This window comes from Paenibacillus typhae, from assembly GCF_900099765.1.
GTDB classification, from domain to species: Bacteria; Bacillota; Bacilli; order Paenibacillales; family Paenibacillaceae; genus Paenibacillus_AQ; species Paenibacillus_AQ typhae.
This window is the reverse complement of sequence record NZ_FNDX01000035.1, coordinates 21,334-40,844: the sequence shown is the minus strand read 5'-3', so window position 1 is coordinate 40,844 and position 19,511 is coordinate 21,334. Positions and strand designations below refer to the sequence as shown.

The following is a 19,511-nucleotide window of genomic DNA, read 5'->3' as shown; positions in this document are numbered from 1 at the left end:
ATTTTTAATAAGCGTCCTTGGAACCTAGCAGCATCAGTCCGGTTTTGAAAATGATCTTCAGATCCAGCATCGTGCTCCGGATATGGATATAAGTCAGATCCAGCTGCACCATTTCGTCAAAGCCGACGCTGTTTCTGGCGTTAACCTGCCAGTATCCGGTACAGCCCGGCGTAACCAGCAGCCGCTGCTTGTCGTAATCCGTATACTGCGCCACCTCTTCAACGAGCGGAGGACGGGGGCCGACCAGACTCATGTGGCCCATCAGCACGTTCCAGAGCTGAGGCAGTTCATCAATGCTCGTCTTGCGCAGAAATTTTCCGATCCGGGTGATGCGGGGGTCATTTTTGATTTTGAACATTGCCCCGCTCACTTCGTTGTAAGCCTTAAGACTTTCCTTCAGCTCCTCGGCATTGGAAACCATGGATCTGAATTTATACATTGGAAACAGCACTTCGTCCTTGCCCACTCTGGTCTGCCGGAAGAACACCTTGCCTTTGGGATCCTCCAGCTTGATCAGGATAGCCACAAGTGCAAAGAGCGGCAGCAGTACGAGAAGACCAAGCGCGGAGAAAAGAATATCAATGATCCGCTTCATTACCAGATAGGAATCCATCCCTTTGCTTCCTTCTTTGGCATGCAGCATGTAAAGTTTCGGCAGGACGGCCTCGTAGTCTTCCGGCAGTTTTTGCATGCTCATTTCTCCTCATTCCTCCTAAAGGTTTAAATATATTTTTAGCTGCTGAGTGTGGTTTGTCCGGCTTTGCTGAGCCATTCCGCCATTGCATCCATCACCGGATAACGGAGATCATCGCTCTGGAGGGCAAATTCCAGTGTGGTCAGGATGTAACCGAGACGTTCACCGACATCATATCTGGTCCCGTCAAAGTTATAGGCATATACCCGTTCGCTCTGGTTCAGCTTCTGGATGGCATCGGTCAGCTGGATTTCGCCTCCGGCGCCTTTTTCCTGCAGATCCAGGTATTTAAAGATTTTTGGAGTAAAGACGTACCGTCCCATGATTGCCAGATTGGATGGGGCTGTGCCCAGAGGAGGTTTTTCCACAAAGTTGTTAACTCTGTAGAGCCGTCCGTCCTGCAGATCCGGTTCGATAATCCCGTAACGGTTGGTGAATTCATCCGGAATTTCCTGTACCCCGATTACTGAATTCTGTGTTTCCTCGTACTGGTCAATCAGTTGTTTAAGGCAAGGTGTACTGCCTGTTACGATGTCATCCCCGAGCATAACGCCGAAAGGCTCGTCTCCGATAAAGCGCCGTGCGCACCATACGGCATGCCCCAGACCCATCGCTTCTTTTTGGCGGATGTAGTGGATCTCCACTTTAGCGGAACGCTGAACCTCTTTGAGCAGCTCCAGCTTTCCATCCTCCAGCAGTCTGGATTCCAGCTCAAACGCATTGTCAAAGTGATCCTCGATCGCCCGCTTGCCCTTTCCGGTAACGATGATAATGTCCTCAATGCCGGAAGCGATGGCTTCTTCCACGATATACTGGATAGTCGGCTTGTTGATAATCGGAAGCATTTCCTTAGGCATGGCCTTTGTCGCAGGAAGGAAGCGCGTTCCTAACCCAGCTGCAGGGATAATTACCTTCTTTACCTTTTTCATCATCGCACTTACCTCCTGATCGTTATGTGTAGGATTGTAAATCTTGGGGCTTTACCGGGTCTGATTCATGGCGATGCCTAGAATATTCGACCCGCTCTGCTCAAGCAGCGCCTTCAGCTTGCGGACCGCTTCGCGTTTCGTCTTGCCGTGCCTGGCCACCAGGATCACTCCGTCGGAGAGCGGGGCCAGAATACGGGCATCACTGTATTCCACTGCCGGCGGGGTGTCGAGCAGGATCAGATCAAAGCTGTCCTTCAGCTCCTCCAGCAGAGCGCCCATTTTGTCGTTGCCCAGGAGATCCGGCGGACTGATGCGGGTCTTGCCTGCCGGAATGACGGCCAGGTTGGCCAGATTGCCGTATACGGCAATATCCTTCGCAGCCTCCTGACCGCTCAGGTAGGCAGCCAGCCCTTCACTGCCTTCCACCTCGAACACGGCATGCAGTCCGGGATGGCGCAGGTTACAGTCTACAACGGCTACCTTCTTGCCGTCCTGGACAAAGGATACCGCCAGATTGGACAACACCGTTGTCTTGCCCTCCCCGCCTTCGGCAGAGGTGAGGAGAAGCACCTTTCCGCTATCCCCACCGGTCAGCCCCAGCTGCCGGATGTAGGTGCGGAGCGAGCGGAAGGATTCGGAGATATGCGAGGAAGGATTCAAGTCTGCAATTAAGCTTTTATTCAGCCGTAACATAAGTACCCTCCCCTACTCTTGCTTTGGCGCTTGCCGCACTGCCCAGATCACGTTTACGGATGACAGGGATGCTGGCAATAACCGGCAGTCCGACATCGAATTCCGCTTCCTTCTCGGTACGGAGTGTTCCATTCAGCGTTTCCAGCAGCAGGATGATACCGATAGCAGCCATTAATGAAATAACAAAGCTGATAATCAGGTTCATGGCTACGCCGCCGTTAGTTGGTGCTGGAAGATCAGCCGGATCAGCCGGGGTCAGGAAGGTAACATTGTCCAGCATCATAAGGGACGGCAGGCTGCGTATGAAGCTTTGCGAAACCGCGTTTACAATGTTGGCTGCCGTGCTGTAGCTTTCGTCCTGGACACTCAGATTAATCACTGAGCTTTTCTCCGAGGATCTTACCTGCAGCTTCGCGGCCAGCTGTTCTTCCGTGAGACCAAACTCAGGATGATCGGCCACAACACTGCCCAGAATTGCTGGGGACTTCATAATTTCCTTGTAGCTCTCGATGAGGTTCAGGCTGAAGTTCAGGTTGTTGAGATTGTTGCTCTCGGGTACATTTGCGGTATTGTTGACCAGCAGCTGTCCGGAGGCGGAGTAGACGGGTGTAACGAAGTTCTTGCTGACATAGAAGGTAGTAGCACAGGAGATCAATACAAATACCGTTATCAGCCAGAGCCTCTTTTTAATCAGGTTAATGTAATCCAAAATCGTCTTTTCCACAGTAACCCTCCTTCCGCATTCATTACGTTCTGAAAGCATTCATGAAAGTTTCAGATATCTTGTGTCTTATTCTATCAATCTGTGCGGATTGCCACATGGCTCCTCCCATTACTTTAATGTTCACTTTCGAGTAAGTGAATTTGGTGCCTACGTGGGGCAGAATGGTATACTTTAGTACCATATCTCCGGCCGATCTTTTCCGGCAAATGGAAGATAAGCCTACGGCAGCCGTCATTTCATCCTCTGAACCTCTAACATTCCGTACATAAGTTGTCAGCTAAAGAAAATACGGACGCACGCAAACAGGACCGCCTTTAAGAAAGAGGGTCCCATTTTTCTGTAATATCCTTACATTTGCGCAAAACATTCTTAAATTTGCACAAAAAAACACGGACAATCCTGTCCGTGCTCTGCCGCCTGTATAAGCTTTATAAAGTGCTGTTAATCATAGGACATTTCGAATTTCGTCAGTCCGACTGCATTGGCATACAGCGCCGCCTGAGTGCGGTCGGCTACCTGCAGCTTCGCCAGAATCTGGCTTACATGCTTTTTGACGGTGAATTCGCTGATGAAGAGGCGCGAAGCAATATCCTTGTTGCACGCTCCCTGGCCGAGCTCGATCAGAACTTCCTTCTCCTTAGGTGTCAATTCGTCGGTAGGACTGCTGCCGCTCATCCGCATCTTATCTTCCATCAGGCCCGGATCATAATACTTCCGTCCCTTGTAGACCAGCTGGATCGCGAACAGCAGCTCCTCCGGAAGAGCCTCCTTCAGGACGTATCCGTCAACCAGCACCTCTTCCGCCTTGAGAAAATCCTCCCGGCTTGCCGAGGAGGTAAGCAGAATGAATTTGCTGGTGAGTCCGCGCGCCCGGGCAGCCTTGATTACATCAAGACCCGACTCGTCTGCCAGCCGTAAATCAATCAGTACAAGATCAGGCTGAGTCTCTTCTATAACCTGAAGAGCTTCCTGGCCATTCGTTGCTTCGCCTGCAAAATGCAGATTGGGCTGCATGGAAATAACCGCAGCCAATCCTCTTCTTACCAACGGGTGATCATCAACAATGACGATATTCACTTGAATGACCTCCTGCCTAAAGTTTATGCATTCTTTAATTCAGCCACGCCGACAGGTATCGAAATCAAAATTCTTGTTCCTGCATTCTCGCTGCTGGAGATGTGGAATTCTCCGCCCAGCGACTGAGTCAGATACTGCATATTCTTCATGCCAAGCCCGCCGGTGGTATCTTCAGATGTAGTCCACAGAAGATCCGTATCAAAACCGATACCATCATCTGTAATAGACAGTCTGATCCATTTGGGCTTCAGAGACAGCTCGACATCCACCCGGCTGGCCGCGCCATGACGTATGGCGTTACCTGTCGCTTCAGAAATAATCCGGAAGAGCGCCTTGTGGTAAGGATAAGGGAGGCTGAAATCATCCCCCGTTATTTTGAGTTCAATTTCAACATCATTGAGCCTCGACAGGCTCTTCAGATGCGATCTGACCATCCCGAGCCAGGTTGGCCCGCCGCTCTTCTTGGAACTGAGGCTGTAGATCGTAATCCGCAGCTCTTTGGCAACCCTGGTTGCCGAATCATGAATCAGGTCAATCTGCTCTTCAAGCTCAGAGTCGGACATTTTGCGCCAGGTCTGCTTCAGGGAATGCGTTGCGTATACGATACCGAACAGGCTCTGCGATACGCTGTCATGCATTTCATCCGCAATCCGGTTCTGCTCATTCGTGATGATCAGCCGGTTTTCAATGACACCCAGCTCATGCCGTTCCAGAATAATGGCACTCAGCTCTGACAGGAACATCAGCTGCTGAATATACCATCTGCGCCCTTCAAGTCCCTCTGAGGATTCCAGCTTCACGCCGATCATACCGACAAACCGGGTGCTCATTCTCACCGGCATCAGCAAAAAATCGCCGAGGCCCGGCATACTTTTGAACACCGGCTCACGCTGCAGCCTCCACTCGTGCTCATGCTTTTCCAGCTCTGTGAACAGAAAACGTTCTTCTTCATGCTGCCAGCCCGTCTGCCGGCTCTGCGGAGCGGGCTCACCGCTCTTTTTGGCAAACCAGAATAAGGCTTTATCCAGCTTGGTCAGCTTCACCACATAATCCGTTATGACCTGGCCGATGTTCATGAAGTCATGCTGGCTGGAGGTTTCGACGATGTGATAGAGCGATTTGATATGCTCCATGGTTTCGTTGGTCCGCGCGTTCGCTTCTTCCCGCTGCCGCTTGATCCTGTTAACCATCTGCATAACTATAACCGCAAGAACCAGGGCTAGAAACAGGTTGCCGTTCTGAAGCACTGCTTCTGATAAAGATTTGCCCGCAGTGTTCACAAACATATAACAAAATCCGGTTACGACAGCAATATAGCTCAGCAGCAAACTCCACCCGAAATACACGGACAGCGACCCTGCCGCAATCAGAACAGGGTTAAGTACATAGAGCTTAAACACACTGTCAAACCCGCCGGTCAGTAAAGTCAGTGCAATAACGCCGGCCATCTCTATGCTGACTGCCAGCATAAGAACCCGCGGTCTGGCCCGGAGCCTCCGGTAAATCATTACGAATACTTGGGCGATTAAGAAAAGCGAGATAATTAATAGGGATTTATAAATGACGGAAGGCCCCGTATGGTCCAGGAGGTACATCAGCGATGTGAGGGACAAAGAGAAGTATCTGTAAAATGCTATCATTCTGTCTTCCGCGGTTGTTTTGATTTTCATCCCACCACCCTATTCTCCACCTTTTTTGGAAAATGCGAGCTCATCAAAGCTTTGTTTAAAAGCATCATACATGAGAAAAATCACAATAACAAGTTTCTCTATTTATTGACAACGTTTTCTTTTCAAAAAAATAACATTATGGCCTAATTTTTTTTTATGATTTTATTATATTTTTATTCCCTCACCTTATACCTGGCACCGGAAATCACACGCGCTGGAATCAAGGGCACTTTTGCCCTTGATTTTGCTTATCCGGTTGCATTCCGCCAAACAGCAGGAGCCGCGGCAGGCAAAACAGCCTGTCCGCGAAGCGGACAGGCTGTTTACAGAAACATTATTGGTTACGGGCATTCAGGGCGGCTCGGCTCGACAGGATTCCGGGTCTAAGACGGCTGCGGCTGTTTATTATTGCAGATACAAATCTGATAGCGCTGCTCCCCAACGATATGATAGCCGGTGGAGAGGACCCTAATCGTATGATTATTACTCACATCAACCTTATGGAGACTACGGCAAGCAATGCAATAAAACTCTCTCATGGTTTCATCTCCGGCAAACGCATAGTCAAAAAGCACTAAAAAAATGCTAATATTATCTAAAATAATAGCATTCTGTTTTTAAGAGTGTCAACATAAATCTGCATAATCCGACAAAATTCTGCTATTGGACATTGCTGCGGCAGAGCTGCGGAGAGAGCCCCATATATTTCTTGAACAGCCTTGAAAAATAAAACGGGTCGCTGTAATGCAGCATGCCGGAAATTTCCTTGACCTGTAGCGAGGTATTAAGCAGCAGATGCTTTGCTTCCGCCATTTTCAGCCTGTGCATATATTCATGCAGCGGATAACCGCTGCCGCTGCGGACCAGCCGGCGCAGGGTGGACATAGAGATATGGTGCTTCGCAGCAATCCCCGGCAGGTCAGGCTGCTCATATATGCAGGCTTCCAGATCGCCGCGTATTTCCGTCAGTGTCCCCTGCCGGCGGAACCGCGGGTGTTCAGAGAACAGGCAGGAGCACTCCAGCAGCGTGGACTCCAGCCGCAGAGCTGCCCGGTCGGCATCGGCGGGAACGCCCCCGTCCATCAGACTCAAAACCTCCTCAAAAAAAGAGACCAGCTCCTCCGGACTGCCGGTCTGAAAGACACTTCCGCCTGCTATGAGCCCCCCTTCCAGCCACTCATCCGCCCGGCTACCCATAAAGTTGATGTAATATTCATCCCAGCTCCCGCCAGGGGGCGGACCAAAGCTGTAGCTGCAGCCCGGCCGGAAGAAGAACAGGCTTCCTGCGCGTACCTGCTGCGCTGCCTTCCCGTTCTCGGATATACTGCCGGAGCCCGCGGCAATATAGACCAGCGCCCAATGCCCGAACACTACCCCTCTCCGGAACAGCGTTCTTCCCGGCAGATGCCCGGCCTGCCCGATGCGGATGGCTGTCAGCCTTAGCATGGAAGCATCCAGCTTGGGGTCAATGATTCTGAGCGGATACGGGCTGATCATATAATCCATGATCTTGGGCATACCCTCTATTCCTCCCTTTATTGCCGCATGATATCGTTATTGCAGGTGAACATATTCTACATGAACAAGAGGTGTTTAAGCTATGCCTGAAATCTGTAATCTGCAGCTTTTGCCCGGTCCGCAGACCCTTACAATGTCTGAAGGGCTATTCCGCATTCCGTTAAAAAGCTCCATTATTCTCCCTGCAACACAAAACCGGGACATCCTGCCCGCAGCCCGCAGGCTTCAAGAGGCAATCGGCCGAATTCTTCAGCTCAGCCTGTCCCTGTCGGTCGGCATCCGCTCATCAGTCCGGCCAGCAGCCAGCTTCTGCTGCAATCCGCTGCTCCCTGCTCAAGGTTACGAGATCACAATTGCAGCAGACGGCATTACCATAACGTACAGCACACCGGAAGGCGCTTATTACGCCGTTGCAACACTTCAGCAGATTCTGGAGCAGTGCGGCAGGGAAGTGCCCTGCCTGTTCATCCGCGATCAGCCGGACTTTGCCGCCCGCGGCCTGATGCTTGATATCAGCCGGAACAAAATCCCCAAGCTGGAAACCCTGTATAAGCTTATTGACCTGATGTCTGATCTTAAATTCAATCAGCTGCAGTTATATATAGAAGGTTCTCCTTTTGCCTACGAATCCTTTCCGCAGGCCTGGGAGCTCGAGACGCCTGTTACCGGTGACGAAATTCTGCTGCTGGATGCCTACTGCCGGGAGCGGTATATTGAGCTCGTACCGAATCAGAACAGCTTCGGCCATATGGAACACTGGCTGACCCGCCCGGAATTCAACCATCTGGCGGAAATCCCCGAAGGCTTCATGCTGCCAGATCATATGTACGACCACGACCTGTATCCGGACGGCTTGTTCATGCAGCCGGGAACCTTCCACACAGGAAACCCGGAAGTTCTGGAGCTGCTGGAAACAATGTACGATGATCTCCTGCCCTACTTCACTTCAGCCCAGTTCAATGTCGGCTGCGATGAAACCTATGAACTGGGACTTGGCAAAAGCAAGGCACTGGCCGATTCAGCAGGCAAAGGCCGGCTATACCTGTCATTCCTGCTTGAAATTCATAAGCTTGTCACGGCCCGGGGCAAAAAAATGCAGTTCTGGGGCGATATTATTATCCAGCACCCCGAGCTGATTCCGCTGCTGCCAAAGGATATTATTGCCATGGAATGGGGCTACAGTGCGGAGCATCCGTTCGAAGCCGATACCCTGAAGTTCCGTGAGGCGCAAATTCCGTTCTATGTCTGCCCGGGTACAAGCTCCTGGAATTCCGTAACCGGCCGCACCGACAATATGTTGGCCAATCTGCGCAGCGCGGCTGTTCATGGCAAGGAAAACGGTGCAATCGGTTATCTCATTACCGACTGGGGCGATTTCGGCCATTGGCAGCATCTGCCGGTCAGCTATGCCGGATACGTATACGGGGCCGCGCTGGCCTGGAATGTCCGGAACAACCTGGAGGCCGATGTGGCCGGATACCTGAACCGCTCAGTCTTCCGGGACCGCTCGGATAAGACCGGACAACTGCTGCTTGACCTTGGCAATTATTACAAGATGGAATCCGGCGCCCTGAGGCCAAATGATTCCGAGCTGTCAATGCTGCTGCGCAGCCGGCTGGATAACATGGGCATTGCCCAAAAGCTCAGCCCGGACCAGCTTGATCAGCTTGAGACCTATATCCTTGGCATTGAGAACCGCCTGGAGGAGCTGTCCCCCGGCTGCAGTGATGCCGGGCTTGTCTTGCAGGAGCTGGCGAACGGCATCCATTTCCTGAAGCATGCCGTGCAGCTGGCCCGGATCAAGCTGCAGCTGGCCGGAGAGCCGGATGCTCTTAATCCGGCTGTTATCCGCAGAATGATCAAAGATCTTGACCTGCTGATTCATGAGTACCGCGGGCTATGGACCCGCCGCAACCGGCCCGGCGGACTGGAGCAGAGTGTCAGCCGGCTGCTGCGTCTTAGAGGTGAATATGAGGCCCTGCTGCACTCTCTTCCGGAGCGTCCGGCAGCACCGTCTGAATAAAAGCAGAACTCATTAACGCCCGGCTTCTTCTGCCGGGTCTTTCCTTCTCTCAAGAAACATCTGCCGCGCTTCCTCATACTGGTTCACCAGCATTTCACGCTCCCTGCGTTCATGCGCCTCCCGGTCCCCGGCCTCCCGCAGGCTCTCTTCATGCTGGATTATCGTCCAGATGTCGGAGAACAGGTAATCCCTGATTTCAACCACAGCACCGGCAAGCCTGCCCTCCTGCCAGACCAGTCCGCCGGAAGTGCGGATTACGGTACGTCCGTCAGGTGTGACCGCCTTCTGCCCGAGGCGGATTTGCATCAGCATTTGCCCGAATGTGTACCATTCCATCAGCTTCATTCCCCCTCTCAAGTCCTAATTGAAAAAGATGTTATTGCAGCATACAATCAGATTAACCTACAGCTAAAGATTTACATACAAACCTTATAGTGACAGGGGATAAGCCTATGGATTGGCTTAACGATTATGAACAGGAGCTTCGGGCGGTATTTCAGGAATGCAAGGCGATCATTTCCGGATTTCCGGAGCCGCTGGACTCCCGAGGGCTGACCTATCTTGAACAGTTCGATGTCTTTGAGGCCCGCAGCAAAAAGAATTATATCTGCTATCTCCTCCCGTTCTGGCTCCGCAGTGAATACGGGCTTGATGCTGGGCAGACGCATAGTATGTCCTCAGGCAATGTTCTTCTGATGCTCTACTTCTTCCTGCAGGATGATCTGATGGACAACCGGAGCAGCTCTGCAGCAGAACTGCTGCCGCTTGCGAATCTGCTGTATGCGGAGTTTCTGGAGCTTTACCGTCCGCTCTTCCCTGCGGAATCGTCCTTCTGGACGCATTTCAAACGTTATCTCTTCGAGTGGGCAGACAGCGTCAGCGGAGAAAAGGACGGGGATTATTACTTTAACGACCGCAGCCGGATTGCCGGCAAAGCAGCGCCCCTGAAGCTGTCTGCCATAGCCGCTCTGCTGCTCGCCGGCCTGGAGTCCTCTATTGCCGCTGCAGAAGAGGCAGTGCAGGAAGTGCTGATCACCCTGCAGATGCTAGACGACTATGAGGACTGGGAAGAGGATCTGGCTGATGGCAGCTATAACTGCCTGTTGTCCCTGGTCCGCCACCGGCTGCACCCGCAGGATGACAAAGCCGTTCTTAGTCCGGACAAAGTAAGGGCATTTATTTATACGTACGGCGGACTTAGGGAGTATGCAGCAGCGGCCGCAGCCAACCATGAACGGCTGATCTCGGGCGTTTTCCGCATTAACGGGCTCACTGCATTCCATCAGATGCTGGCGGACAACCTCCGGCAGATTGCCGCAGCAATTGAAGCGGAAAAGCTGCTGCTGAAGGAAGGCGGCTTACAGTACTGGCTTTCCAGGCATATGAAAGAAGAGCTCAGCTCTAATAATTCGGATAACAACCAAAAATAGTCATAGATTCAAATAAATTGCTATGTTATGCTTACGGGGTAATATTACCATTTCGGGGAAGGGTGATTATTGTGTCAGAGGCGATTTTTAAGAATCAAGTGATTCAGAAAGCATGGGAAGATCCGGGTTTCAAAGCTAAGCTGCTTGCCGATCCGAAAGAAGCTCTCAGAGAAGCACTAGGTATCAATCTGCCTGAGCATATTACACTCAAAACGGTCGAGGAAGGCTCCAATGAGTTCTATCTGGTTATTCCTCCAAATCCGTCCTCCGGTGTTATGAAAACGGATGTCACCACCCTAGGTTCCTGGTAAGCATACATCACGCCTCTGACTTCACAGGGAGCCTGAACCTTCCGGAGGCTTTGCCAATGGCAAAGTCGTAACGGACTCGGTTCCGGCTCCTTTTTGGCTTTCAAAACGGATTTCGCCCGCCATCGCTTCAATGATCCGGAAGGTCACCATCAGGCCAAGGCCCGTTCCCTTCGTTTTATTCGAGAAGTACGGCTCACCAAGCCGGTTCAGCACCTCAGGCTCCATTCCCTCTCCGTCGTCCTGAATATGAATATACACGTATTCACCGACACCGTAAGCGATCATCTGTATGGTGCCTTCCTCTCCAAGCGATTCAATGCTGTTCTTGATAATGTTGATAAAAGCCTGCTTGAACTTGGAGGAGTTGCCTTTGACCCATAAACCTTCTCCGGCCTGCATGAGCATTTTGCCCCCGTTCAGATGGCATAGCGGCAGCATAATGCTCTCGATATGCTTGAACTCCTCCCTGACATTCAGAATCGAAATCTGCTCGAATTCCGGTTTGGCAAAGGTCAGAAAATCCGTAATGATATTAGCTGCACGGTCCAGCTCACTGAGCGCCATGGATAAATACTGTTCCTCGCTGCCGCTTGCCTTCTCACTGAGAAGCTGCAGAAACCCTCTTGTCACCTGCAGCGGATTACGCACCTCATGAGCTACCGAGGCAGCAAGCTCACTGATAATTTCCATTTTTTCGGAACGCTGCAGCTCGTTATTGAACAGCTCCAGCTCCCTTGAATATTTGACCACCTGCCGGTGGTTCAGAGCCAGCCTGCGGCCCAGAATGACAATCAGTGAAAGAATGAACACGACCAGCGCCCATTTCCAGTAGAACAGATCGTAGTCACCGTTGTTGATATAATACCAGACCAGCTCGGCTACTCCTGTTAAGGCGGCTGTACCGAAGCCTATGGCAAATGTAATCGCGTCCTTGTTCTTTTTTAGCGAAAAGAAGATTACACAGGCAATGAGCAGGACAAACTGGGTGATCATAATAAAACCGATTACTGTAGTAGAGACAAAATAATAGAACTCCACAAAGCGGTTGTCTGCCAGTGTATTAATGATCAGGCACAGAATGCAGAATGCAGAGTATGCCGTCTGAAAAATGCGGAACCGCCGGATGATGGCGAAGCGGCCGCTGCCAAATATTTTCTCAAACAGAAACGTAAGCGCTGGCAGCAGCGACAGCAGCCCCAGATCCAGAAAGATGATGCTTAACGCTCCGTATTGACTGTAAAACGTATAAATAAAGGGCGAATAGGTAATCGCCAGTATACCCGTGGCCGCAATGACAATGGATAAAGACACGGCAATCGTAAAATGCTCCCTGTCCAGGAAAAAACCGCACATAAACAGAACCAGCGCCACAAAAATAAAAGAGCCGCCTAGAATGACATCAATGAGCCCGTTTTTGACAAAATGGCGGATAAGCTCGCTATGCTCGCCGATCACGATTGAATTCTTGATTCCGATCCGGTCCTGGAGCGTCGAAGTCCAGATATACATGGTTTTACCGTTATCCTCGCCTGTGAGCGGTACAAGCAGGGAATAGTTGTCCTTGATGTAGCTGCGGTCCCCCTCCAGCACCAGCCGGTTCTCTACAAATACCTTGATATGCAAGGCATAGAGCTTTTCGATGTAAACGGCAGGCGATACATAGTGAAAGGCCGGAAGCTGGATGCGGATCCACGCGGAGGATAGCCCGTCCGGAAGATCGCCTGCAGGATTGGCCGTTCCGCTGTCGAACCAGGCCCCCTGATCCCCGTCCGGGACTTCAAGGCCTGTGTCGCCCGGGCTCTGGCCCCACTGCATCTGCCATTCCGTTATTTTATTTGCAGCATAATGCCCTTCCCCGGAGGCTGACAATGACACGAACGACAACATTATCAGCAGCAGCATCGCTGTTATATGTACACTTTTACCGATCAAGCGCATGCAAGCACCCCAAGAGAATGTATTGGTATAAATGCGGGACAGATCACAGCTAGTATTTCGCCCAGCAATGCCCTTATCCCTTTTAAATACCCTTTTTATATCAAATCTTTTCTATTTACTGTGATCTGCTGGTAATTTTACAACAACCTCGGTTCCCTGGCCTTTTTTACTGTGGAATTGAATGGTGCCGTTCATCGCTTCGACGATCCGGAAGGTGACCATCAGCCCCAGGCCTGTTCCCTTGGTTTTATTGGAATAATACGGCTCTCCCAGACGGGACAGCTCGCTCGGCTTCATGCCCTCCCCGTTATCCTTCACACTAATGATGATATGCTGGCCCGACTTCCAGGCTGAGACCGTAATCAGTCCTTCTTCGTACAGCGATTCTACACTGTTCTTGATCAGATTAATGAAGGCCTGCTTAAACTTGGCGGGACTGCCCAGCACATAAAGCCCTTCCTGCAGCTTCAGTTCAATGGTACCGCCCTGCAGATTAGCCAGCGGCACCAGGATGCCGGCAACATGCCGCAGCTCCCCGGACAGCTCGAATATATCCACTTCCTCCAGTCCGGGCTTGGCAAAGGTGAGGAAGTCTGTAATGATCAGGGAGGCCCGGTCCAGCTCCTGCACCGCCATATCGAGATATTCCTTCTCTTTGCGCCCGGACCGTTCACCCAGAATTTGCAGGAACCCTCGCGTCACCTGCAGCGGATTCCGTACTTCATGTGCTACAGAAGCAGCGAGCTCGCTGATGATCTCCATTTTTTCCGAGCGCTGCGCGGTATTGTTGAACTGCTCCAGTTCCCGGGAATAGGCGAGTGCCTGCTCGTAGTTTCTGGCAAAGCCCCTGCCGAGAATGATGATCAGCGAGAGGATAAACGCCACCACGCCCCATTTCCACCAAAAAAGATGGAAGGGGCCTGTGGAGGTAAAATATAATACCAGCTCGCTGATTGAAATGACTGCAAAGACGGCGAAACCGGTGGAGAAAATAGCGGCATCCTTGTTGCCCCGGTAAGCATAGACTACGGCCAGCCCGAGCAGATAGGCCAGCTGAACAATCATCAATACCCCCAGCACATTCACCGTCATGATCACATACAGCTTGTCCAGCCTGAAGGACAGCAGGACATTCACCAGCAGAAAGACAAAGCACAAACAGGAGTACCCCAGCTGAATATTACGGAAGCGGACAAGATGCCGGCCTTTGCCGGGTCCGAAAATCCGTTCGAAATATAACGTAAAGGCCGGCAGCAGGATAAATAATGCCGTATCAAAGCTGGCTTCGATCAGCCGCTCCCTGCTGCCTATAACCAGCGACAGAAACGGGGAGTAAGTAATAAACAGCACGCCGAATGCAAGGATCACCAGCACAAGATAGTACCCGCCGGACAATGTCTGCATCCGTATAAAAAATAAACATACCAGCAGGACGGCAGCCATAAAAATGAGCGAGGTCCCCAGGATCACATCCACCAGGTCATGTTTGACATATAGCGACATTAGACCATCATAATGTCCCGCTCTGATCTGCCCCCCTACCCCGAAGCCCCTGTCCCCTCCGGTGCTCCACAGATACAACGGTCCGTCACCCTGCGTAACTGTTAACGGAATCAGTACTTTACTGCCGCTCAAATTAACGTTCTGCCTCGAATCGTAGATGAGCGTGTTATTGCGGTAAGCCTTGAGCGTTGTTCCGTATACTTTATCAATAAGCAGCGCTGAATCTGTCTGCATTTGCGGAATTTCAAAGCGCAGCCAGGCTGCGTCAACATCTGCGGGAGGCAGCGGTCTGTCTATATCCGCTGAACATTTCATCCACTCCTCCTGCGGAGCAGCTGCTGCTTCATCAACAGTCTCCTCCCCGGATTGCGCCCATTTCAGCTCCCATTCCGGCAGGACAATATCCTGTTCACCGCTCCGCCCGATCACAATCCCTGCAGTCACCAGAAAGGTCAAGAGCAGAAGCATGAATATGGCGGCCACTCTCTTTGGTGATGACAGCTTCATTAGACACCTCAATAAATCATAAGTTAGATTTTAATAGTTCGTATGATTCTTACTTTCGACAACCTTCGCACTTTCCCTGCCTCCATCGGCAAATTCCAGCGGAAACCCTGTTTTTATTATCGGTACGGTTAATCAATCTGAAGAATGAATATATTAAGAATGCCGTGCCAAGCCCGGGAGGTGCAGATTCGCCGCTGTGTAATCGGGTATAGAATTACTATAGATCAGGGTAAGGAGGTCCGGCTATGACTGACAAAAGGAAATCTGATGCCAGCGCGGAACGGGATGACGACGGGCTCGTAACCGAGCGGGATATAGATGAGGATTTCGGCTTGTTTCAGGAAGGCTCTTATCCCGGTGCACTACGGGATGAGGAGCAGGAAGCTGCCATCAATCACGCTGTCCCCAAAGAGGGACAGACTTAAATCTAAGGAGCTGAACGGCTATGGGTAATGATTTCAACAAAACTGAAGCCGATTTTGCATATGAGCGCTATCAGAAAATGGGCGACGCTCCCCCGGAACAGGATATTCCGCTTGAGGACCGGCGCCCTCTCGGCACTATTACGGAGCAGGGCGTAAGCGGTGTAACGCTGGATGTGGAGCGCCAGCCGCTGGAGTCCTCACTGGCCAGTCATGAGCCTGCTCATGAAAGACCTGTTGATTATGTGGACGGCATAGCGGATGAAGGGGCTGATCCGGCACTTGAAGGCGACTCCATCCTCGCTGCCGATATCGGTGTAAACGAGCCTCAGCCGGCACTTGGCCGCAGGGCCGACCGGGATAGCAGCGTCATCGCTTCCCCTGCCCCGCAGCGGGACGAGCTGCTGGAATCGGATTCGGTTTTCGCCGCCGGAGCAGCCGGTTTAACCGGCAGTGTCATCGACTATGCCGATGAAGAGGACAGCTATGAGGAGGAGCAGCCGCTGGAGGATGTTCCGGATGCCGATGAGCTGCAGCCCGGAACTGCGGTTGACCCGGCCGCCCCGCCGGTTGATGCTATGCCCGGAACCGATCTGCTGAACGGTTCTACAGGTGAAGAGGATTAGTCAATGAGCTTTAGTTAAAGATATTTAAGCGATAATGTGCAAAGGCTAAAAGCAAATCCGGAAACGTTTTCCGGTGCTTTTGGCCTTTTGTTATTTTTATTTTAGATATTGCCGCTTGCCTGTGTATCTGCTGCTTCTCCGTGGGCTCGCGCTTCAACGACCTTGGCCTCCAGGTTCCGCAGCTTGACCAGCAGCGCTGCTGCAAGCAGCATCATTCCGTTAATTACGAATACCCAGCGGATCGGGATGAACGCGCCCAGAAGTCCGCCGATGATCGGCCCGGCCATGGTAGCTAGCTGCGAGGCTGCCTGATTCAGGCCGAACGCGCGGCCGCGGAAGCCGGGTTCAATCGTCTGGACAATCATTGCATTGACTGAAGGCAGCACTCCCGCATAGAACAGGCCGTAGACAAACCGCAGAATGGCAAACTCTACATAGCCGGACACGAAATATTGCAGGATGTTGCCGATCCCGCCGCCGATCAGGCCGATGAACAAAATAAACCCGAAGCCCTTCCGGCTGCCGATCCGCCCCCACTGCGGAGCCATTATTACCGTCGCTATGCCGACAGCGGAGAAAACAATACCCGAGCTAAGCGATGCCGTGTTCTTTGAAATCCCCATATCCAGCAGATAAATCGGCAGCAGCGGCTCCAGAATCATAACTGAAAAGGTGCTGATCCCGGCCAGTGACAGCAGTGTAATGAACGCTTTATTTTTGACTGCCTCCCGGATGTCATCGCTGACACGCGATCTTGCAGCAGAACGGTTAAAGTTCTCCTCCCTGGCAAAAAAGGTGGCAATCAGCGCTGATACGAGCACAATGGCCGCCGAGAACAGAAATGCATCGCGGTTGCTCGAATAATAGCTCACCACCCCGCCGATCAGCGGGCCGATAATGCTGCCTGTTGCTCCCGCTGTTGACATGATGCTGAGCGCATAGCCGGTCTTTTCCTCCGGCGTATTGGTCGCCACCATCGCAATTGCGGCCGGAACAAATCCGGCAAGCAGCCCCTGAAGCACACGTACAATCAGAAACACATACGGGTCATGAACAAAGAAATTAATAAGATAAAGTGCAGCCAGACTGAAGCCCGAGCGGATCAGCATCGGCTTGCGCCCGTATTTGTCGGCCAGAGACCCCCAGTAAGGTGAGATCAGCGCGCTTGCAAGAAAGGTAATCCCGAAGCTCACCCCCGACCAGATCTCCAGATGACTGGTAACTCCGAGCTGGTCACTAAGAAAAATCGAGAGGAACGGAATCGAGATCGAGTAGGCGGTGCTGCAGAAAAACACACCTATCCAGAGCACGATCAGATTCCTTTTCCATGAAAATGCCAAGACAACCACCGTCCCTTCTGTTAAACCCTGAAGTATCTACCATTCTAGACCTATTTTCCCGTGATGCCAAACCATTGTGCTTCCCGAACCTTTGCATCAGACGGGACAAACCATGTATGATGAGTGATGAGCAATCCAGCCTACTCATGATTAAAGGAGAGATTTACACCGTGAAGCGCATTAGAAGAACCCCAGTCATTCTGCTGCTGATGATGACCCTGCTGATGATCTTTGCAGCAGGCTGCGGCAACAAGCCGGCGGACAACAATGCAGCTGCCGCCACCGAAGGCGTCCCGTCTGCCACGGCCAGCCATCCTGTCGTTACCATTGAGATGGATAACGGCGGCATTATCAAGGCTGAGCTCTACCCTGAGGTTGCCCCGAATACCGTAAACAACTTCATTTCCCTGATTCAAAAGGGCTTCTACGACGGAACGATCTTCCACCGTGTTATCCCGGGCTTTATGATTCAGGGCGGTGATCCCGAAGGCACCGGCATGGGCGGTCCGGGATATAGCATTGCAGGCGAATTCTTGGCCAACGGCTTCACGAATAACCTGCTGCACACCGAAGGTGTGCTGTCCATGGCCAGAGGTCAGGCTATGGACACCGCCGGCTCCCAGTTCTTCATTATGACCGCAACTTCTCCTCACCTTGATGGCAGCTATGCCGCCTTCGGCAAGGTAACGGAAGGCCTGGATGTTGTGCAAGCCATCGTTAACCTGCCGCGTAACGACTCGGACCGGCCGGACACGCCTCCTGTCATGACCAAGGTTACGGTAGACACGCTGGGCGTTACTTATCCGGAGCCGGAAAAAGTAGAATAGCTCCAGCCCTGACCGGGGGAGCTTCAATCCGTACAGTATAGAAGCCCGTCTCCGGGTTATCCGGAGACGGGCTTCTTCACGTTACAGCAGCCTGCACCGTATGACTTCCGGTGCAGGCTGGCTGTTATCTTCTGCTGATGGCATGATGCGGATTACGAAGGAAGGTGCTGCGGCTGTTGCGCAGCAGGGCAATCCGTTCCTCGGCCAGGCGGTCTGCTGCCGCATACGCCGGAATACCGCTGATACGCGAAATCTCCAGCACGCGGGTAATGCTGTCATAGATTTTGCCGATCTGCTTGAAGGCACGGTCCTTATTGTAGCCGTTCAGTTCGTCGGCAATATTAATAACGCCGCCGGCGTTAATGACATAATCGGGCGCGTAGACGATGCCCATCTCATGCAGGGCGTCCCCGTGGCGCGGCTCCTTCAGCTGGTTGTTGGCTGCGCCTGCAACCACCTTGGCCTTAAGCAGCGGCAGCGACTCGTCGTTGATGGTCGCCCCAAGCGCGCAAGGTGCGTAGATGTCGCACTGTACACTGATAATATCCGAGGGATCAACTGCCTTGGCACCATAGGCTTCAACGGCCCGGGTCACCGCTTCCTTATTGATATCCGTGACAATCAGCTCTGCGCCTTCCTCATGCAGATATTTGCACAGTGTAAACGAGACATTTCCGACACCCTGCACAGCAACCGTTCTGCCGGCCAGCGAGTCGCTGCCAAAGGCGGCCTGGGCTGCTGCCTTCATCCCTTGATAGACCCCGTAGGCTGTCGCTGGTGACGGGTTACCGGAAGAACCGTAAGTAGCCGAAATCCCGGTTACAAAGTCGGTCTCCTGATGAATAATGTCCATATCCGCTTCTGTGGTTCCAACATCCTCAGCTGTAATGTAACGTCCGTTAAGTCCTTGTATGTATCTGCCGAAAGCACGGAACATGGCTTCATTTTTATCCTTCTTCGGATCGCCGATGATGACGGTTTTACCGCCGCCCAGGTTCAGACCGGCCACGGCATTTTTGTAGGTCATCCCTTTGGCAAGCCGGAGCGCATCGGTTATAGCGGCCTCTTCAGTAGCGTAGGTCCACATTCTCGTTCCGCCCAGCGCCGGTCCCAGTGTAGTATCGTGAATCGCAATAATTGCCTTGAGGCCCGATGCTTTATCCTGGCAAAACAACAGTTCCTCGTAATCGTCCTGCTCCATTGCTGCAAACAATTCCATTGTGTCCATATCCCCTGTCTTATCGCATTATGCGTGTTACGTTTCATAACAAAGCTAGTA

Annotated in this window: 18 protein-coding genes; 6 read left to right on the top strand and 12 right to left on the bottom strand. The window is 52.0% G+C overall.

What is annotated here, in order from left to right; all coding sequences use genetic code 11:
• Positions 1 to 4 precede the first annotated feature (4 nt).
• The 7 genes from BLR64_RS22060 to BLR64_RS22020 all read right to left on the bottom strand — a co-directional run bounded on the left by BLR64_RS22060 (position 5) and on the right by BLR64_RS22020 (position 7,305).
• A complete protein-coding gene (locus BLR64_RS22060; protein ID WP_068720652.1) occupies positions 5 to 697 on the bottom strand; it encodes a sugar transferase in 693 nt (230 codons plus the stop codon).
• 35 nt (positions 698 to 732) lie between these two features.
• A complete protein-coding gene (galU, locus tag BLR64_RS22055; RefSeq protein ID WP_090717554.1) occupies positions 733 to 1,626 on the bottom strand; it encodes a UTP--glucose-1-phosphate uridylyltransferase GalU in 894 nt (297 codons plus the stop codon).
• Positions 1,627 to 1,674: 48 nt separating this feature from the next.
• Positions 1,675 to 2,316 carry a CpsD/CapB family tyrosine-protein kinase gene (locus tag BLR64_RS22050; RefSeq protein ID WP_090717552.1) on the bottom strand — a complete coding sequence of 214 codons (642 nt, stop codon included), beginning with the start codon at positions 2,314 to 2,316 and terminating at the stop codon, positions 1,675 to 1,677.
• On the bottom strand, positions 2,300 to 3,040 hold the full coding sequence (locus BLR64_RS22045) for a YveK family protein (RefSeq protein WP_090717549.1): 741 nt from the start codon (positions 3,038 to 3,040) through the stop codon (positions 2,300 to 2,302). Before BLR64_RS22045 ends, BLR64_RS22050 begins: the two co-directional genes overlap by 17 nt.
• Before the next feature lie 441 nt (positions 3,041 to 3,481).
• Positions 3,482 to 4,117 carry a response regulator gene (locus tag BLR64_RS22035; RefSeq protein WP_090717544.1) on the bottom strand — a complete coding sequence of 212 codons (636 nt, stop codon included), beginning with the start codon at positions 4,115 to 4,117 and terminating at the stop codon, positions 3,482 to 3,484.
• A 23-nt stretch (positions 4,118 to 4,140) separates the two neighbouring features.
• A complete protein-coding gene (locus BLR64_RS22030; RefSeq protein WP_090717541.1) occupies positions 4,141 to 5,787 on the bottom strand; it encodes a sensor histidine kinase in 1,647 nt (548 codons plus the stop codon).
• A 660-nt stretch (positions 5,788 to 6,447) separates the two neighbouring features.
• Positions 6,448 to 7,305: a helix-turn-helix transcriptional regulator gene (locus BLR64_RS22020; protein ID WP_090717536.1), complete on the bottom strand. Its 858-nt coding sequence runs from the start codon at positions 7,303 to 7,305 to the stop codon at positions 6,448 to 6,450.
• Between the two features lie 82 nt (positions 7,306 to 7,387).
• On the opposite strand from BLR64_RS22020, the gene BLR64_RS22015 reads away from it, so the two are divergent.
• Positions 7,388 to 9,328: a glycoside hydrolase family 20 zincin-like fold domain-containing protein gene (locus tag BLR64_RS22015; RefSeq protein WP_090717534.1), complete on the top strand. Its 1,941-nt coding sequence runs from the start codon at positions 7,388 to 7,390 to the stop codon at positions 9,326 to 9,328.
• Between the two features lie 12 nt (positions 9,329 to 9,340).
• Here BLR64_RS22015 and BLR64_RS22010 read toward each other — a convergent pair whose 3' ends face one another.
• Positions 9,341 to 9,664 (bottom strand): hypothetical protein, encoded by a 324-nt coding sequence (locus tag BLR64_RS22010; protein WP_090717590.1) that lies wholly within the window; start codon positions 9,662 to 9,664, stop codon positions 9,341 to 9,343.
• Between the two features lie 116 nt (positions 9,665 to 9,780).
• Between BLR64_RS22010 and BLR64_RS22005 the strand changes: the two genes are divergently transcribed.
• Together BLR64_RS22005 and BLR64_RS22000 are read left to right on the top strand one after the other, a co-directional pair.
• Positions 9,781 to 10,758: a hypothetical protein gene (locus BLR64_RS22005; protein ID WP_090717531.1), complete on the top strand. Its 978-nt coding sequence runs from the start codon at positions 9,781 to 9,783 to the stop codon at positions 10,756 to 10,758.
• Between the two features lie 68 nt (positions 10,759 to 10,826).
• Positions 10,827 to 11,069, top strand: a complete 243-nt coding sequence (locus tag BLR64_RS22000; protein ID WP_090717587.1) for an NHLP leader peptide family RiPP precursor — start codon at positions 10,827 to 10,829, stop codon at positions 11,067 to 11,069.
• Between the two features lie 21 nt (positions 11,070 to 11,090).
• On the opposite strand, the gene BLR64_RS21995 is transcribed toward BLR64_RS22000, so the two are convergent.
• Positions 11,091 to 13,007 carry a sensor histidine kinase gene (locus tag BLR64_RS21995; RefSeq protein WP_090717528.1) on the bottom strand — a complete coding sequence of 639 codons (1,917 nt, stop codon included), beginning with the start codon at positions 13,005 to 13,007 and terminating at the stop codon, positions 11,091 to 11,093.
• A gap of 111 nt (positions 13,008 to 13,118) precedes the next feature.
• Positions 13,119 to 15,017 (bottom strand): sensor histidine kinase, encoded by a 1,899-nt coding sequence (locus tag BLR64_RS21990; protein ID WP_090717524.1) that lies wholly within the window; start codon positions 15,015 to 15,017, stop codon positions 13,119 to 13,121.
• A 245-nt stretch (positions 15,018 to 15,262) separates the two neighbouring features.
• Here BLR64_RS21990 and BLR64_RS21985 point away from each other — a divergent pair, with 245 nt between their 5' ends.
• Both BLR64_RS21985 and BLR64_RS21980 read left to right on the top strand, forming a co-directional pair.
• Positions 15,263 to 15,442: a hypothetical protein gene (locus BLR64_RS21985; RefSeq protein WP_090717522.1), complete on the top strand. Its 180-nt coding sequence runs from the start codon at positions 15,263 to 15,265 to the stop codon at positions 15,440 to 15,442.
• A gap of 20 nt (positions 15,443 to 15,462) precedes the next feature.
• Positions 15,463 to 16,065: a hypothetical protein gene (locus tag BLR64_RS21980; protein WP_090717519.1), complete on the top strand. Its 603-nt coding sequence runs from the start codon at positions 15,463 to 15,465 to the stop codon at positions 16,063 to 16,065.
• Positions 16,066 to 16,166: 101 nt separating this feature from the next.
• Here the strand turns inward: BLR64_RS21980 and BLR64_RS21975 are convergent, their stop codons facing one another.
• Positions 16,167 to 17,405 (bottom strand): MFS transporter, encoded by a 1,239-nt coding sequence (locus tag BLR64_RS21975; RefSeq protein WP_090717518.1) that lies wholly within the window; start codon positions 17,403 to 17,405, stop codon positions 16,167 to 16,169.
• Between the two features lie 170 nt (positions 17,406 to 17,575).
• Here BLR64_RS21975 and BLR64_RS21970 point away from each other — a divergent pair, with 170 nt between their 5' ends.
• Positions 17,576 to 18,232, top strand: a complete 657-nt coding sequence (locus BLR64_RS21970; protein WP_415841159.1) for a peptidylprolyl isomerase — start codon at positions 17,576 to 17,578, stop codon at positions 18,230 to 18,232.
• A gap of 124 nt (positions 18,233 to 18,356) precedes the next feature.
• Here the strand turns inward: BLR64_RS21970 and BLR64_RS21965 are convergent, their stop codons facing one another.
• On the bottom strand, positions 18,357 to 19,451 hold the full coding sequence (locus BLR64_RS21965) for a Leu/Phe/Val dehydrogenase (protein ID WP_090717515.1): 1,095 nt from the start codon (positions 19,449 to 19,451) through the stop codon (positions 18,357 to 18,359).
• Positions 19,452 to 19,511 lie beyond the last annotated feature (60 nt).

Bases quoted from the DNA above. Each gene is read 5' to 3' on its own strand.
- BLR64_RS22060 (WP_068720652.1), bottom strand. From the start codon at position 697: ATGAGCATGCAAAAACTGCCGGAAGACTACGAGGCCGTCCTGCCGAAA.
- galU (WP_090717554.1), bottom strand. From the start codon at position 1,626: ATGATGAAAAAGGTAAAGAAGGTAATTATCCCTGCAGCTGGGTTAGGA.
- BLR64_RS22050 (WP_090717552.1), bottom strand. From the start codon at position 2,316: ATGTTACGGCTGAATAAAAGCTTAATTGCAGACTTGAATCCTTCCTCG.
- BLR64_RS22030 (WP_090717541.1), bottom strand. From the start codon at position 5,787: ATGAAAATCAAAACAACCGCGGAAGACAGAATGATAGCATTTTACAGA.
- BLR64_RS22020 (WP_090717536.1), bottom strand. From the start codon at position 7,305: ATGCCCAAGATCATGGATTATATGATCAGCCCGTATCCGCTCAGAATC.
- BLR64_RS22015 (WP_090717534.1), top strand. From the start codon at position 7,388: ATGCCTGAAATCTGTAATCTGCAGCTTTTGCCCGGTCCGCAGACCCTT.
- BLR64_RS22010 (WP_090717590.1), bottom strand. From the start codon at position 9,664: ATGGAATGGTACACATTCGGGCAAATGCTGATGCAAATCCGCCTCGGG.
- BLR64_RS22005 (WP_090717531.1), top strand. From the start codon at position 9,781: ATGGATTGGCTTAACGATTATGAACAGGAGCTTCGGGCGGTATTTCAG.
- BLR64_RS21995 (WP_090717528.1), bottom strand. From the start codon at position 13,007: ATGCGCTTGATCGGTAAAAGTGTACATATAACAGCGATGCTGCTGCTG.
- BLR64_RS21990 (WP_090717524.1), bottom strand. From the start codon at position 15,017: ATGAAGCTGTCATCACCAAAGAGAGTGGCCGCCATATTCATGCTTCTG.
- BLR64_RS21985 (WP_090717522.1), top strand. From the start codon at position 15,263: ATGACTGACAAAAGGAAATCTGATGCCAGCGCGGAACGGGATGACGAC.
- BLR64_RS21980 (WP_090717519.1), top strand. From the start codon at position 15,463: ATGGGTAATGATTTCAACAAAACTGAAGCCGATTTTGCATATGAGCGC.
- BLR64_RS21965 (WP_090717515.1), bottom strand. From the start codon at position 19,451: ATGGAATTGTTTGCAGCAATGGAGCAGGACGATTACGAGGAACTGTTG.